Origin of the sequence: Bacillus cereus G9842 (assembly GCF_000021305.1) — a bacterium.
Lineage (GTDB): Bacteria > Bacillota > Bacilli > Bacillales > Bacillaceae_G > Bacillus_A > Bacillus_A thuringiensis_S.
Genome location: NC_011772.1, coordinates 2,402,877 through 2,418,261, shown reverse-complemented (window position 1 = coordinate 2,418,261; position 15,385 = coordinate 2,402,877). Strand labels below are relative to the sequence as shown.

The window sequence follows — 15,385 nt, the reverse complement described above, 5'->3', positions numbered from 1 at the left end:
TTTTCAGTAACTTATCAATGGCAAATTAGAAGTACTCCTATATTCATGAGCTATAGGATTTATGCTATTTTCAAATCAAAAAACACGTTACTATTCTCATTAAAATAAAAGAATAGTAACGTGTTTTATATGTAATATAGTTCTGTAGACAGAATAGTATCCAACTGCAAATTTTTATAAAGGCCAAATGTACCGCTTAACTATTAAAATCTTAATAAGTAAAAAATCCATATTTCGTTTTATTTACTTTCTACTTTATTTCTTTTGAATACTGAACTCTTTTCTTCAAACGAATAATCCCTACTATTATTTTTGTATCTTTCTAAATTTGCGAATCAAAGTGAGTACTGTACCTGTAATAATCATCAATATGCCGATTGCTGCACTGTTAGTTGTACTTACACCCGTCTTTGGCAGCTCCTTATATGTATATTCTTTTTTATCTGTATTACTGTTATTTGAGATACTATTGCTATTTGTCTTATTAGCAAGACCATTAGGTTTGCTAGTTTCTTTATCTTTCACTAATACTTTTTGTATTGTATTTACCTCATTACCCACGGAATCTCTTACACTATATATTATTTCATAAATACCAGCTTTAGTTGTATCTATAGTTCCTTTATACGCTACTTTAGAAGTAAGATCACCGTCTTCTTTGTCAGTAGCCGATACTCCTATCAACGGATCAAATTGATCACCCTCAGTAATCGAAGTTGTAGCAGGTACTTTTAGTATTGGTTTTTCATTTTTAATTTCTTCTCTAACTTTGACCGTTACAGTTTGCTTCGCCGTTACTTCATGACCTTTAGAATCTGTAACCGTGTACGTTAATACGTAAGTACCGGCTTTTGATGTATCTACTTCACCATCGACTTTAATTTTAGAAGTGAGATCACCGTCTTCTTTATCGATAGCTAATACTTCTGCCATTGGAACAGATGAATCTCCTACATGAAGTATCGCTCCAACAGGCACTGTTAATTTAGGTTCTAAATCTGATATTTCTCCATTTCCCTCTACAATTACAGTCTGTATAGCCGTTGCATTCCCGCCTTTAGAATCAACAACCAAGTATTCCACAATGTATGTACCTGGTTTTGAAGTATTTACATCGCCTTTATGCTTTACTTTATTTTTTAAATCACCATCTTCTTTATCAACAGCTTTTACATTTCTCATTGGATCAAACGTATCTCCTACACGTAGTGTAATCGTAAACGGTACAGTTAACTCTGGAGCTTGGTTTTCTGCTGTTTTTTCGTTTTCTTTCACTTTTTCTATAATTTTTGCAGCATCAAAAGCATTTTGGACTGCTTGAACTTCAATTGAGTTCGTTCCATATTTATTAGTTGCCACTTTAAGGCATGCCAATTTCAATTCAGAAAAATTAGAAGTCATGTTTAATTCATCAGTATTTGCATAATAGAAAATATCAAACATTTTATCTTCACCAATGCCATTTACATTTACACCGTTATGAGTACCACCTTGTGCAATTAAATACGCAACTTTATTAATAATACTTGAGTTAAAATGAACGCCTCCATAATCCTCTCCATTTAAATCATTATATTTACTATAATCATCAGGATACGGTAGTCCATCTGAAAAATTAATTGCAGTTGGATTTTTCATATTACGAAAAATCGATCCAGTTTGTTCTCCTATTGTCCAGTTAAATTCCCCATTATTTATGTATTTCTCTATAGCCGTTCCCATAATATCCGATAATGCCTCATTAATTGCCCCAGATTCTCCTGAAAATTCAAGGTTAGATTCACTTGATGTAACTGCATGTGTAAATTCATGACCGGCTATATCGAACGCTTTTACCATAGGATCTCCATATAAAAGCATACTAATGTTATTAATATTAGTACTAAATGCATTTTCCCAATTTTCAGGATCATTTGTTCCTCCAGAATCCCATGCATGTACAACTGAAACTACTTTATTTCCTTTATTATCAAAACTATTACGCTTATATTTTTCTTTATAAAAATCGTATACCTTTGTTGCTAAGAAATGAGCGCTTACCGCCTTTGGATCATTAAATGTTGTTGAAACGCTAGTTGCTAGTATACCAGGATAATAACTTTCTTCATTTGTAATATCTCTATAATTTACATCATATGTCTCAATTCCTTGTCCTCTTGTGTAATCAGCAAGCGCATAATTCCCACTGGTCTGTTTAGAAATACCAAATGTACGAGTTACGCCTAAATCATCTTTTCCTGTTCCAGTTAATGATGTAAAATTGCTAGTTTTATTTTCCTTAACGGATTGAACATACTCTTCACTTATTTTCAAACTTGATTCTTGTACCATATCTTTTAACATTTCACCATTATGAGCATTCACTAAATAAGTTCCAGATACATAATTTGGTGTTGTAGCAGCAAATGTAACTTGATATGCATTGCTAGCCTGTCCATGATTTTCATCAACAAAAATAACTGCCTTAACTTCTGGCTCAGAAATAAATTTAGTATCGTTTCCGTACTTTTTATAAATATATTGTTTTGCTTCTTCTTTTGATAAATTAATAGGTTTCTTTAAATCTTCTTGTGTTAAATTTTGTGCGCTATCTCCTGAAATACTTTTAATAATACCTTTTTTATCTACGTGAGCAGTCAACTGGTGACCATATACTTCTTTTCCTTCATATATTTGTTGCATGCGCACAAGTGTAGTTCCATCATAAGAACCACGTTTTTGAAGAACCTTGTAATCTACTCCTGTTTCTGCACTAACTTGTTTTGGAGACAAAGCATGCTCCGTATTTTCCTTAAGTGCATCTTTCACTACATTCTCTGGCGCCTTTTTTGATGGTTGTGTAAGATCACCTGTACGGAACGAATCCTCTTGAATTTCTACTTGCATTTGACCAGTTTCCTCTGCATGACCTAATCCATATGGCGTTACACTTGTTAAAACGAATCCTGTTGTTAATGCAACTATAGCTATTTCTTTTTTATTTCCCATGATATTCCCCTCGTATAAATTCCTATTATTTATATGAAACTGCTAAAATGTATACAATCTATTCCTAACATAAAAAGATGACTTTTGTAATCAACAAAAGCCACCTCTTTAATATGTAATATCCCTAAAATGTTTTTAATACATAATTTCTATACAAAAAAGAAAAAAGCATTCATTAACGAGCATTTTGCAATACTTTTATTAGGTCATTTATATTTTCAACTTTCTGTTGAAACTGATCAAGTCTGCTATGTAGCAATGAAGGATTTTTATCTTCAGTTGAAATAACTTGTTTTAATTCGTTTTCTAATTTATCATACATATCAAAGAAATTATCAAATTCTACACTTACAAGCTCTTCATTTTCGCGATAGAATCTTTTTGCTTCTATATAAGTCATATATGATTTATTTAAAAATCCTAATGAAATTAAATATTTAGAAGTGTTTTCTTGATAAATAGCAATATCACACGCTATTTTAATATCAGAATAAGTCTTTTGAACAAGACAATGCAATTCAAAAATCTTAAACTTTAATCCATTATTCATTTCATCCCCTCCCATCGTATCTATTCTACATAAAATTAGAATATTATACAAAGAAAATTATTAGCATGAAATTGACAATTAAAAAGATAACTTAAGGATAAACAAATTCCTCTCATTACAAATTATAGTTGCGAAGCATTTACCAACTTAACAGAAAAAATAAAAAGCGAAAAGAATAAATCCCTTCCGCTTTTAGAGTAATAAATACATTTCATATTGCGCTAAAGAATTCTTTTCAAATCCACATTTCTTTAAAAAACCCTCCAGTAAATTATTGTTAGGAAACCCAATTGATAAACTTGATAAAATTAATTCTTCTCTTGCTACTTCTAATAATTTCATCCCAACACCAATATTTCTATAAACTTTGTCTACGAAAATAAAACTAATTTTACCTTGTTCATTTACACATAGAGAGCCTTTTAAGTCATTATCGACATATGCACCATAAAATACATTATTTGTTTTTTCGATATAATCAACATCATTTTGCCAATTTATATGGAAGTTTAACCATTTCTGAATTTCATCTTTAAAAGTTGGAAATTCTAATTGTTTTACTTCAATATCCTTACAATCTTTATTCATTATTTTAGTCAAATCATTTAAATTATAATAAGAAAGATCGTACACTTTTTCATAGCCCAACTTATTATAAAAATGAATCGCTCGGTCGTTTCCTACAATGACTTCGAGAAAAAGTTGCTTACATCCATGTTGAATCGCCTCTTCTTTATGCAGTTCAAATAATTTTTGACTCACACCAATACCGCGGTAATTAGGATGAACCGCTAATGTTCCACAGCGCATAGTCTTTATACTTTCATAATCCTTTATACCACCTAATATTACGCCAACTGATTTGTCACCGTCTAAAGCAAGAAAAGAATGTTCTAGCAAATTACCTTCTGGTCCAAAAAAACGTTGTATAAAACCCTCTTTTGAAACTTCCATCTTAATAATATAATCGGAAAATCCATCTTTAAAAGCTTCATATACTAAATCAATATTTACTTCACTACACCTTTTATATTGAATCATATAAAATTGCCCTCCAATTGCTTGTATTAATCTCAACATGTACCCATATAATATATTCCATCTATTATAAATTTCAGCTCTTAATTTGAAATGAACGGACATTTCCCTACATATAACTTACTATTAATTTGTTTTATAACAAACTATCTATTATTTACTACATTAATCTCATAAACACGTAAAAAAGCAATTAAATGCTCACATGCTCTTTCGCATGCTAGCATTTTAAAGATTTTTTGTTCTTCTTTCGTTTTATCATTTGCTTGATCTGAAGCAGCTTTTAAACATAAAAATGGTTTTTTATTTATTTGACACACATAGGCGAAAGCTGCTACTTCTTGATCAACTGCCAATGCTCCGTATACAGTATGAAGTAAATATCTCATTTCTGAACTACGAATACGTTGATCTCCAGATAAAAATGTACCGAAATGTATCGGATCATACAATCGTATTTTTTTTATTCTTCTTACAAGTGATTTTGTTGTTTCAATAGGTGCTGTTCTACCGTTATATAAATTAAAAACATCTTCTCCTGAGCCAGCAGCAGTAACATCGTGTTGTATTGCGTTTAGTGCTACTACAATATGACCGTTTTTCACTTTGTTTGATAAACTTCCGCATATTCCTGTCATAAACAACTCATCTGGCTGAAACTCACTAATTAACAATTGTACACAACTAGCGCAGCTTACTTTACCGACACCAGTTACAACTGATATAATTTCCAGCTCATTGATAGTATGAAAATGAAATTCCCAAGCTGCTCTTTTTTCAACACGTTCACTCGGATAATGTTGATGCAAATACGTCAGTTCTGGTTCCCATGCAGATACAATTGCAATACGTTTCATTACACGCTTCACTTCCCCTATTGTCATTTAAATAAGTTATCTATACTTTCTCGTTCATAATCTGGAATCCATTCTTTATATTTCTTATATAAATCTCGTATTATTTCTTTATTCTTCGCAATTACTTCACATCCTCTATCATCATACATAAACATGACAATATCTTTCGTTGCATTTATGAGAAATACATCTGGATAAGAAATTTCTTTTTTCCGTCCAAATCGAGGATACAAAACAGAGAAATCCTCATGATTAGCAGCTTGTATAAGCGATTCATATTTAATATCTTCCGCAAGACATTTTAAAGAAAATTGATATGTACAATATAATGTGAAACTTTAATCAGTTCATCCCCCACTGATTATCAGCCCTCACCAATCGGGCTTTTAGGGGCAGCCCGCCCCCCACCTACCTTCTTTGCTTTCGCTGAATTTTGAGGTGGGGGTCTTACTGCCCGGCAAATAGCGGGATAAATCTGCCTCTTCATCTTCAAATAGAAACGGTAACGTTTCTTGTCTTATATGAAATCTTAAATCTCTTTTCTTAATATATTTATTGTATACATTTATTTTCTGTGGAGTTTTTGTGTTTTCCTTTTTAAATCTATAAACATTTGTCACTACAAACACTACATCTTCTTTTGAAAATATGTCTTCAAATAAGAATTTATTATATGTATATAGCTGAGAAAAGTATTCCATATTTAAATCGTCGGTTCCTTCTACAATTTGATATTTATCTTTTCCAAAATCAAAATACAAATGATTTCCCCACTGAGAATATAAGTACGGTACTAATGTAACTCCTGGAAATGTTTGATTCATATATTCTTTTAATTGCATTTCCTTGTCCCTTCTACTGTACAATTCTTTTTAAATACCAATATGCTTCTTCTAGCCACGGATGTATAACTTTCAATGTATCTTTCCTTTCCCACAAATATGAAATATATACAAAAGCAGCTTTTTCCAAAGATTTTTCCAATCCTTTTTTTATTTCTATTAAATATGGTGGTGTCCCCTTTTGATCCCATTCTATTTTATCTGCAACAAATAAAACTAAATCCATCTTTGTTGGGTGTTTACGCAGTGTAGTATGACAACAAATTGCATCTAATACGTCTTCATCTTCTACTTTAAATATTTCTTTTGCGATTACTCTCGATAGTTTTTGATGAATAATCATAGGAAACTTTCTTTCTGCTCCCTCTATTTCTACCCCAAATTCTTCAGCAACTGCAATCCGCTCCTCATTCGGAAAAATGCCACTAATATCATGTAAATATCCTGCAATTGCTGCTTTTTCTTTATCTACGTGAAACTTTTCTGCAATCTTTTTTGCCTCATTTGCCACACGAATTGAATGTTTATATGTAAACTCTTTATTATATTTTAGTAGAAAATCTTTAATATCATTGTCTATTTTTCCAGTTGGAGCAAATGAATATATATCATTATATAACATAGAAAATCCCCCTTATAACTAACTTTCAGTATAATGCAGAATTTAAATATCTTTGTTATTTTATATTCGTTATTAATCTTTTTACTCCTTTTTAATACGTTACATGAAATTTTATACAGAATCATTGCTACAAGTACATAAATGTTTGATATTATAGTAATGTTGATGATTTGTAAGGAAAGGAACTACAAAATGAATAAAAACATATTAATTATTGATGATGATAAAGAAATTGTTGAATTACTTGCTGTTTATTTGCGAAATGAAGGCTATAACATTTATAAAGCTTATGATGGCGATGAAGCATTGCAGAAGGTTTCTACATATGAAGTTGACCTTATGATTTTGGATATTATGATGCCAAAACGAAACGGATTAGAAGTTTGTCAGGAAGTACGTGAAAATAATACTGTACCAATTCTAATGCTTAGTGCAAAAGCAGAAGATATGGATAAAATATTAGGTCTTATGACAGGTGCCGATGATTATATGATCAAACCATTCAATCCATTAGAATTAGTAGCTAGAGTGAAAGCTTTATTACGAAGATCATCTTTCCAAAATGCTACTTCGCAAAAGAATGAAGATGGTATTATTCGTATTCGCTCTGTTGAAATACACAAACATAATCATACTGTTAAAGTAAATGGAGAGTATATTAAACTAACCTCTATTGAATTCGATATTTTATATTTACTTGCGAGTAATACAGGAAGAGTATTTAGTTCAGAAGAAATTTTCGAACGCGTTTGGAATGAAGATGGTTATGGTTCAAATAAGACGGTAATGGTCCATATTAGCAACTTACGGGATAAACTTGAAACGGTAATGAATGGAGAAAAATTTATTCACACTGTTTGGGGAGTTGGCTATAAAATTGAGAAATGAAGCATTTGATATATTAAAAGATATCCCTAAATGGAAACTTATTTTTTGGCTCTTACTAGCTATCACACTCACTCCTATTACTGAATTAATTATTTATCGCCTCGTTACGAGTGTAATTGAAAGTTCACTTACTCTAACCGAGCTCGGTAAAGAATTCATTCGAATTTTTGGTTATGAAAAGTATAAAGGGGTTAAAGAATCTTTATGGATGATGATTGTTTCTTATTTGTTTTTATTTTCTATTTTTTCATCCTATCTTTACATTTTTTATCGTCACGAGAGAAAACTTTACTATGAAACTTGTATAAAAAAAATGATAGAAGAAATTCGTTACATTGCAAATGGAAACTTCAATCATAAAGTTTCTGTTGTAAATCATAATTATTTGGAAGAGTTAGCAATCGGGGTCAATGAAATTGTTGAACAATTAAAAGTCTCAATTGATGAAGAAAGACAAGCGGAACAAGCAAAGAGTGAACTTATTACAAATGTATCACATGATTTACGTACTCCCCTTACTTCTATAGTTGGATACGTAAATTTAATTCATCATGATAATTATAGAGATGAAGTGGAATTGCGATACTATATTCAAGTCATTTATGATAAAGTAACTCGTCTTAATGCATTAATGAATGACTTGTTCGAATATACACGTGTTCAAAATAAAGAGTTAAGCTTGTATTCTGTCCCCATTGATATTGTAGAGTTACTTGGACAATTAACTGTTCAATTCCGAATACAGGTTCAAGAAGCTAATATAGAATGTAGACCTTCTTTCCCATCTCAAAAGCTCATGGTATTAGCTGATGGTGACAAATTAGTGCGTGTGTTTGAAAATCTTATTATAAACGCTATCGCTTATGGAAGCGAAGGTCGCTATATTGACCTTACTGCTTATGAAAGCAATAATATGATTACAATTGATATAACAAATTACGGACAACCTATTCCTAGTACGGATTTACCTCATATTTTTGAACGTTTTTATCGCGTTGAAAAATCGCGCTCTACAAACACTGGTGGATCTGGACTTGGATTAGCAATTGCAAAAAGTATAGTCGAATTGCATAAAGGAACAATTGAAGTATATAGTGATGACGAAAAAACAACTTTCACTGTAAAACTACTCCCCTACAAAGGTTAATATCACAAATAAAAAGTTCAATTTCTTATCATATAAGAAATTGAACTTTTTCCATTAATTACAAAAAATTAATAATCCTTTATAATTCTTTAGAAATTCTTTACCTTTTCTTTCTTCCTAATTAAGCATTCTTTTTTACAATACTATTATTGATGTCATAATAGGAGGATCGCTTATGCAATTCTTAAAAAAATTCGCTATTTTATTATTATCTTTTTTCATTACTGCACTTATCGTTTTATATTTTTACCTTTATGTAAATGGTCCGATTATTCAAGCTAAATCAGCTATCTTAATAAATGCTAATTCAGGTGAAATTGTTTATAAAAAAAATGAAGAAACTCCAGTACAATCAGCTGCTTTATCTAAATTAATGACAGAATATATCGTATTGGAGCAACTAAATGATAGAAAAATACAGTTAGATGACTTCGTACAAATAAGTAACGAAGTTTTCCGAGTAGAAACAAGCCCTATACAAGTAACATCGAATGATAAAACAACGGTTCGTGATTTACTTCATGCATTGCTACTGGCAGGGAATAATCGTTCTGCACTCGCTCTTGCAGAACACATTGCTGGAAATGAAGATAACTTTACAGTATTAATGAATAAAAAAGCAAAAGAACTAAAGTTATTACAACCATCTCCATTTCTAAACTCTACTGGAGTTAATAATGATACAAATAAACAATCAACTACAACAGCAATAGACGTAGCTAAATTAGCAGCACGATTAATAAAAGATTTTCCAGATGTATTGAATATTACGAAACTAACCTCTTACCAATTTTCCTTCAAAGATTCCCAGGTTTTCAATACGAATAAAATGATATATTCCCTTAATGAAAACATTAAACTTCAAGGTGTTGATGGCTTACAAACTAGTTTTTCAACTAATGGTAATTATAGTTTTGTCAGTACAGCAAAACTTGAAGATACTAGACTAATTTCAGTAATATTAGATGCAGATGAAGAAAACATTTCATTTATTGAAACAAAAAAGTTGCTACAGTATGGTTTTGATCCTTCCTCGTACTCTGCACTCCAAGCTTTTAAAGACACCCTTACATCGTGGACAATATTGCTTCAGTTTAAAAATTTAATTATACAAACTATAATGATTTTTTTAATCATTACCACCTTAATGTTTTTACATATACGTCAGAAAAAATCCGAGGATTTCAATTAAGAAATCTTCTTATATATAAAAACCGACTTGCGTTTGAGATGCAAGTCGGTTTTTAATTCTATCATCCTCTTCCAATTAAATTTGCTGAAACTGGTTGCAAGTTTAACTGCCTCGCCCATATAGACAGCTGACCAATATGATGAATTTCATATCCCATGTCTTAAAACCTATGTTTTTCGAGGCATACACCCATCTCTGTTTCCGTTCGTTGTGTTCGTTTGTTTAGTTTAAATGGGTTAATCTATTAATTCTATTAAATCCAACAATTTAACTATTACATATTAAAGTTCTATTCATATACTATAGTAGATTACTAGAAAGGAGGCTTAACTATGGATAGTTGCGTTGTATTTGTAAACGGACAACCTTTTTTAGTTCTTTCAGTAGCTGGTATTGAAATTGCTAGATTAGAGATTTCCCTTCAAGTAGCATTAGCTCTAAGAGTGCTTGGGATACCAATCTGTGATTAATTACCAAATTAATAAAAAAAGAGGGCATTAGCCCTCTTTTTTTTATTTTCTTCTCACCTTTTCTTAACAACAAACAAAATTCAAATTTGATTAATTATAAAAAATTAAAGTACATGAACGTTACATGAAACACTTGTTAAGATCGCTGTCCTTCACACTATTTATTTCGCCGACATTATATAATCAAAGCACACGATGATTAACTTTTTATACGGCTTATTTTAAGTGTGCTAGCCAATACTTTTACTTGTATGTTCTATACACTCACTCTCTACGGTATACTGATACCAACTTATATTTTTTGATGAGAGCCCATTTCCCTATATCCCTCTTTATTCCCATGCACTTTTTTCTCAAATCCAAGCTAAATAATCTATATTGTTATCTTTTAAACTCGCCTCACTATCCGATTATATTAATAACCTATCACCTGGTAACCATTATCTAATTTATCTTCAATTGGATGGTCCATCATTTATACTTACGGATTGGCTTTCCCGTATCTATTGTGCATGGACATTAGGTTTTCTAGCATCTAGCTCATTTCTTTAAAAATGTAGGGTATTTCGTCTATTATTAAATGAATAATGTTTAGAAGGGTGATGTAATATGACAGAAATTAAAGTAGGGCTTACACAATTTTTAGACTTCACACTGAAAGGTAGTACAGCTAAAACAAACTTTATAAAAAATCTAAAATCCCAACCTGAATATCAACCAGCTTTTGATTACTGGAAACAATTACGAGAAACTGTTATTAAATTTCATCAAAACAAACTACCTTTTGAATGTTTCGAAACATTAGTACAAACGGTTGATCAGAAAAAAAAACAAAACTACATTGATGTTATAAAGCAATACAAAAAATTCATTAAAAATAAAGACATCTCCTGGTTTGATCCAGGTAAATCACATTGGAAATCAGATGATTTAATCGTCCGTTCATCACCTGAACTTGGCTTATTCATTAATAATGAGCCACATCTTATCAAACTGTTTTTCAAAGGAAAAAAAGAGCGAATTGATAAATACAACATTAACTCGACACTTACACTATTAAATGAATCAACATTTTCAAATGAACGAAACGATGTGAATTATACGGTACTTAACATCCAAAAGAACAGAATGTATACGAATAACTCTATTAATAATAATCATTTAGTAGCGCTTAAATCAGAAGCTAACCAGTTTTGTTATATATGGAATAATCTGTAAAGTTTACTATTCATCCCTTTCAATACCTTGTTGATGCATACTTTAGTTACAATTTTTACAGATTCATTCAGTTTCGTTTAATTAGGGCTCACCCTCTTATTCCTCAGAAACAATGCAGGTGGGCCTTTTCAAAAATGGTTTCTTTGTCAGTTTTAATATACTAGCTCTCCCCCTGAAACAGCTGCAATTGAAATTATTTTTGTTTTATTATCCACTATACCCACCAAGCCCCTTTTGTTAACATAATATAATTATAAATTACTATTGTTGCTACTTCTTCCATTCATATTCTAACATACTCATTTCCCATAAATTCCAATACGTTTCTCCTACTCTTTTTGACTCTCTTAATAAGCCTTCTTTTACAAACCCTATTTTTTCGTAACAGAAAATGGCCGATGTATTAAAATCGTACACACCAAGAGTTACCCTATGTAGTTTTAATTCGTCAAAAGCAATATGAAGTACTGCTTTCATCATATGTTTTCCTATAGAACGTCCTCTCATCTTCGTATTACCAACTAATACTTTTCCAATTCTAGCGGACTTATTAATATTATCTATTTGCCCAAGCGAAATATGACCAATAACGTCTGAAGTCACTTCATCTACCACTTTGAAAGCGAGTGTATTTGCACTTTCTATATACTTCTCTAATTGCTGTTCGTCTAAAGGGAATGTGAATGCATTTCCTGACCATTGTATTAGAAATTCTTCGGAGTTAATCCAATTTATTAATTGTTTAAAATCAGATTTCTTAAAGCTTTCTAGTTTAATCACTTCCTTGCTCCTTTCATACATCATGCTTTATAACCTCAAACTTATTTCTATATAAAGAATATATTCTCCTTTTATATGAAATTAAAATAAAGCCATTCATGTGAATGGCTTTACAAAAAAGCAGCATAATTATGCTTTGTTTGCTACATCAATACCATTAAAATCAAAGTCAGCAGTAACCGTTGTAACAGGTGGGAAAATTGCTTCAATTTTACAAATGGAAATAATTACTCCAACCGATCCAGGAATAGCCGCAAGCCTAACTACATCACAACTTACAGACGAAACAGTACCTACATAAGTACGTCCCTCTGTATTAATTTGAACTGTTCGATTAATTAATTTCTTAAGTTCATCTCTAATTCCTTGTACACAAGAATTATCACATTTCTCATGCTGTTCTTTTTTACACTCTTCGAATACTTCCCAACAATCATCTTGTTTACATGTACACTTCTTTTTACAATTATTAAATCGAGAACCCAATACCTCACCCCCTAATCCTTTCTATTAGTAAATTATGTCCACTAGCTTAAAAGGGTACGAGGCAAACACATAAAAAGAAAAAAACAAACAATTGTACCAAACCTTCTTTTCATTATTCATTATAAAAACAGACTTCTCCTAATTAAAATCTTGTTTAATGAGCGGCCGTGAATTTAGTCCTACTCCATTTAATGTTTAGACACCACTTTCTAAAACAAATCTTTTTCTTTTAATAAGACGCCCCTTAAAAACACACTAGATTTTCCCATTAACTCACATATACATAGACTTTATTTGTGGATTTCCCATTTTTCATTGTGAAATATACATTTAAAAAGCGTACTCGAAAATAAGATATTATTTGTAATCAGAACATTTTCTTCAATAAATGTTTATTGAAAAATACCATAACTAGTAGTAGTTCTCTCCACTTTCTCTTAAAAATTAGCATAGTTTGTATGAATTCTATATCGAGTAGAAGACACTCTATCATATAAAGATAAAATAGTAGGTTAATAAACAAGCCATTTTTTTATTAAAACATAGAATAATATGAACACTTTTGAAAGGAGGTAGAAATAAATGTCCTGGAAAAATGATTGCTGGAGTTCTCAGAAAAAGCATTGTTGTGATGATTGGTGGAAATCTAAAGAAAAGCATCATTGTGATGATGATTGGAGTTCTAAGGAAAAACATTGTAATGATGATTGGTGGAAATCTAAAGAAAAGTGTCATCGTGATGATGATTGGAGTTCTAAACGAAATAAGTGTCGTTGTAAATGTTTCTTTATTTGTTGCCATTGTAAAAGAAAAAATTGGTAATATTTTTAATGTCAACGTAAAGAAAAAAATATGTCTTTTGGAATCAATCAGGCTTTTCCGGAAAGTTGATCCCTCACCTACTTCCTTGCTTTCGCTGAATTTTTAGGTGGGGGCATTACTGCCCGGCAAATAGCGAGATAAATACTAGGATGTAATATATAAAAAGCTGACTGAGTATTGAAGTGAACCCGAATAGTGGTACATGAAAAAAACACCTCCTGAATTCGCATACTAAGTATGCAAATTCATTGGAGGTGTTTTTCGTTTGAAGACAAGAGTTCATTACCCAGAAGAAGTAAAGTGGAAAGTGATTGAAATGAAAAAGGATGGATATTCCAATTGGACAATTATGGAGAAGCTTGGAATTAAAAATGTTTCCCAAATTAAGACGTGGATGAAGTAGTATCGTACCGATCAAACGTACCGTTTTCAACAACCTGTAGGAAAACAATATTCTTATGGAAAAGGACCAAAAGAGCTCAGTGAATTAGAACAGCTACGTTTAGAAAATAAACATCTAAAAACAAAATTACTTGTATGGGGAAAGTATCTGGAAATCGAAAGGGGCTGAAACCAGAAACTGTAGTTACTTTATGGAGAAATGTACAAACAAAAATAACGGTAAAAGACTTGTGTAACGTATTAGAATTACCCCGTTCTACATTTTATCGTTGGTTACAACGAACGGAAGATCTGAAAGATGATATAGAAGAAAAAGTAAAGGACGTCTGTCTTAGGCATAAATTCCGGTATGGATATCGAAGAGTGACCGCTACTCTTCGAAAAATGGGACTGTGTGTCAATCATAAAAAAGTATTACGAATCATGAGACAAAATCATATTCTTTCCAAAGTGCGTCGAAAGAAAAAGAAATATATCAATGGTGCGGAACCAATGGTAGCCCCTCATCGATTGGAGCGCCAATTCGATGCATCCAAACCAAATGAAAAGTGGTTTACGGATGTGACGTATCTCTTATTTGGAGAGCGTACCTTGTATGTATCAACGATCATGGATGCCTTTAATCGTGAAATTATTAGTTGTGTCATCAGCGAATCACAAACACTGACATTAGCGATGAAAACATTGAAACAAGCAATGAGAGGGCGAAAAGTAAAAGATGTCCTTCTTCACTCGGATCAAGGAAGTATTTATACAGCAAAAGAATTTCAAGCGTATGCCAAAGAAAACGGCATGATCACCAGCATGTCCCGGAGAGGAAATTGCCATGATAATGCCGTCATGGAAAGCTTCTTTGGTCATTTAAAAAGTGAAGCTTTCTATTCACAAAAGATAACAAAAGTATCCAACACAACTGTGCGAAAGATTGTGCTAGAATACATTCATTACTACAATTGTGTGCGAATTCAAGAAAAATTAAACCACCTATCCCCTAAAGAATTTAGGGAACAAGTGGTTTAGGTGTTTTGATTGGTGTCCCGTTTTCGGGGTTCACTTCAGTATAGTCAGCTTTTTATATATTAA

General features: G+C 31.5%; 13 protein-coding genes and 3 pseudogenes. 7 read left to right on the top strand and 9 right to left on the bottom strand.

From position 1 onward, the window contains the following. Positions 1 to 306: 306 nt before the first annotated feature. The 6 genes and pseudogenes from BCG9842_RS12035 to yqeK all read right to left on the bottom strand — a co-directional run bounded on the left by BCG9842_RS12035 (position 307) and on the right by yqeK (position 6,897). The gene (locus tag BCG9842_RS12035; protein ID WP_000527046.1) at positions 307 to 2,988 is read right to left on the bottom strand and encodes a M4 family metallopeptidase; all 2,682 of its coding nucleotides are present in this window, start codon (positions 2,986 to 2,988) and stop codon (positions 307 to 309) included. A 175-nt stretch (positions 2,989 to 3,163) separates the two neighbouring features. Continuing rightward, entirely contained in the window at positions 3,164 to 3,538 is a 375-nt protein-coding gene (locus BCG9842_RS12030; protein WP_001059022.1) for a hypothetical protein, read from the bottom strand. 192 nt (positions 3,539 to 3,730) lie between these two features. Continuing rightward, positions 3,731 to 4,579 (bottom strand): GNAT family N-acetyltransferase, encoded by an 849-nt coding sequence (locus BCG9842_RS12025; RefSeq protein ID WP_000617064.1) that lies wholly within the window; start codon positions 4,577 to 4,579, stop codon positions 3,731 to 3,733. Between the two features lie 143 nt (positions 4,580 to 4,722). Further along, positions 4,723 to 5,460, bottom strand: coding sequence for a phosphorylase family protein (locus tag BCG9842_RS12020; RefSeq protein ID WP_002082744.1), 738 nt, complete (start codon positions 5,458 to 5,460; stop codon positions 4,723 to 4,725). Further along, positions 5,457 to 6,275: pseudogene (locus BCG9842_RS32025) on the bottom strand (DUF3885 domain-containing protein). Before BCG9842_RS32025 ends, BCG9842_RS12020 begins: the two are co-directional and overlap by 4 nt. A gap of 13 nt (positions 6,276 to 6,288) precedes the next feature. Beyond that, positions 6,289 to 6,897, bottom strand: coding sequence for a bis(5'-nucleosyl)-tetraphosphatase (symmetrical) YqeK (yqeK, locus tag BCG9842_RS12005; RefSeq protein ID WP_000966599.1), 609 nt, complete (start codon positions 6,895 to 6,897; stop codon positions 6,289 to 6,291). Positions 6,898 to 7,089: 192 nt separating this feature from the next. Here yqeK and BCG9842_RS12000 point away from each other — a divergent pair, with 192 nt between their 5' ends. The 3 genes from BCG9842_RS12000 (at position 7,090) to BCG9842_RS11990 (ending at position 10,124) form a co-directional block, all read left to right on the top strand. Next, positions 7,090 to 7,785, top strand: a complete 696-nt coding sequence (locus BCG9842_RS12000; RefSeq protein WP_001038808.1) for a response regulator transcription factor — start codon at positions 7,090 to 7,092, stop codon at positions 7,783 to 7,785. Beyond that, positions 7,775 to 8,932, top strand: a complete 1,158-nt coding sequence (locus tag BCG9842_RS11995) for a sensor histidine kinase (protein ID WP_001243314.1) — start codon at positions 7,775 to 7,777, stop codon at positions 8,930 to 8,932. Before BCG9842_RS12000 ends, BCG9842_RS11995 begins: the two co-directional genes overlap by 11 nt. A gap of 175 nt (positions 8,933 to 9,107) precedes the next feature. Next, a complete protein-coding gene (locus BCG9842_RS11990) occupies positions 9,108 to 10,124 on the top strand; it encodes a D-alanyl-D-alanine carboxypeptidase family protein (protein ID WP_001160049.1) in 1,017 nt (338 codons plus the stop codon). 61 nt (positions 10,125 to 10,185) lie between these two features. Here BCG9842_RS11990 and BCG9842_RS30970 read toward each other — a convergent pair. Then, a pseudogene (locus tag BCG9842_RS30970) lies at positions 10,186 to 10,275 on the bottom strand (DinB family protein); the annotation flags it as partial. A gap of 181 nt (positions 10,276 to 10,456) precedes the next feature. Between BCG9842_RS30970 and BCG9842_RS29700 the strand changes: the two are divergent. Next, on the top strand, positions 10,457 to 10,594 hold the full coding sequence (locus BCG9842_RS29700; protein WP_000376554.1) for a DUF3956 domain-containing protein: 138 nt from the start codon (positions 10,457 to 10,459) through the stop codon (positions 10,592 to 10,594). Between the two features lie 609 nt (positions 10,595 to 11,203). Beyond that, positions 11,204 to 11,812 (top strand): hypothetical protein, encoded by a 609-nt coding sequence (locus BCG9842_RS11985; RefSeq protein ID WP_000136050.1) that lies wholly within the window; start codon positions 11,204 to 11,206, stop codon positions 11,810 to 11,812. A gap of 270 nt (positions 11,813 to 12,082) precedes the next feature. Here the strand turns inward: BCG9842_RS11985 and BCG9842_RS11980 are convergent, their stop codons facing one another. Together BCG9842_RS11980 and BCG9842_RS11975 are read right to left on the bottom strand one after the other, a co-directional pair. Further along, the gene (locus BCG9842_RS11980) at positions 12,083 to 12,616 is read right to left on the bottom strand and encodes a GNAT family N-acetyltransferase (protein ID WP_000990084.1); all 534 of its coding nucleotides are present in this window, start codon (positions 12,614 to 12,616) and stop codon (positions 12,083 to 12,085) included. A 105-nt stretch (positions 12,617 to 12,721) separates the two neighbouring features. Then, the gene (locus BCG9842_RS11975) at positions 12,722 to 13,078 is read right to left on the bottom strand and encodes a hypothetical protein (RefSeq protein ID WP_000535577.1); all 357 of its coding nucleotides are present in this window, start codon (positions 13,076 to 13,078) and stop codon (positions 12,722 to 12,724) included. A 562-nt stretch (positions 13,079 to 13,640) separates the two neighbouring features. Between BCG9842_RS11975 and BCG9842_RS11970 the strand changes: the two genes are divergently transcribed. Together BCG9842_RS11970 and BCG9842_RS11960 are read left to right on the top strand one after the other, a co-directional pair. Further along, a complete protein-coding gene (locus tag BCG9842_RS11970; protein WP_079997160.1) occupies positions 13,641 to 14,006 on the top strand; it encodes a hypothetical protein in 366 nt (121 codons plus the stop codon). 159 nt (positions 14,007 to 14,165) lie between these two features. Beyond that, a pseudogene (locus BCG9842_RS11960) lies at positions 14,166 to 15,322 on the top strand (IS3-like element ISBt2 family transposase). Positions 15,323 to 15,385 lie beyond the last annotated feature (63 nt).

What these genes read in the sequence shown, in the direction of transcription:
- BCG9842_RS12035 (WP_000527046.1), bottom strand. Translation starts at nt 2,988, where the DNA reads ATGGGAAATAAAAAAGAAATAGCTATAGTTGCATTAACAACAGGATTC.
- BCG9842_RS12030 (WP_001059022.1), bottom strand. Translation starts at nt 3,538, where the DNA reads ATGAATAATGGATTAAAGTTTAAGATTTTTGAATTGCATTGTCTTGTT.
- BCG9842_RS12025 (WP_000617064.1), bottom strand. Translation starts at nt 4,579, where the DNA reads ATGATTCAATATAAAAGGTGTAGTGAAGTAAATATTGATTTAGTATAT.
- BCG9842_RS12020 (WP_002082744.1), bottom strand. Translation starts at nt 5,460, where the DNA reads ATGACAATAGGGGAAGTGAAGCGTGTAATGAAACGTATTGCAATTGTA.
- yqeK (WP_000966599.1), bottom strand. Translation starts at nt 6,897, where the DNA reads ATGTTATATAATGATATATATTCATTTGCTCCAACTGGAAAAATAGAC.
- BCG9842_RS12000 (WP_001038808.1), top strand. Translation starts at nt 7,090, where the DNA reads ATGAATAAAAACATATTAATTATTGATGATGATAAAGAAATTGTTGAA.
- BCG9842_RS11990 (WP_001160049.1), top strand. Translation starts at nt 9,108, where the DNA reads ATGCAATTCTTAAAAAAATTCGCTATTTTATTATTATCTTTTTTCATT.
- BCG9842_RS29700 (WP_000376554.1), top strand. Translation starts at nt 10,457, where the DNA reads ATGGATAGTTGCGTTGTATTTGTAAACGGACAACCTTTTTTAGTTCTT.
- BCG9842_RS11985 (WP_000136050.1), top strand. Translation starts at nt 11,204, where the DNA reads ATGACAGAAATTAAAGTAGGGCTTACACAATTTTTAGACTTCACACTG.
- BCG9842_RS11980 (WP_000990084.1), bottom strand. Translation starts at nt 12,616, where the DNA reads ATGATGTATGAAAGGAGCAAGGAAGTGATTAAACTAGAAAGCTTTAAG.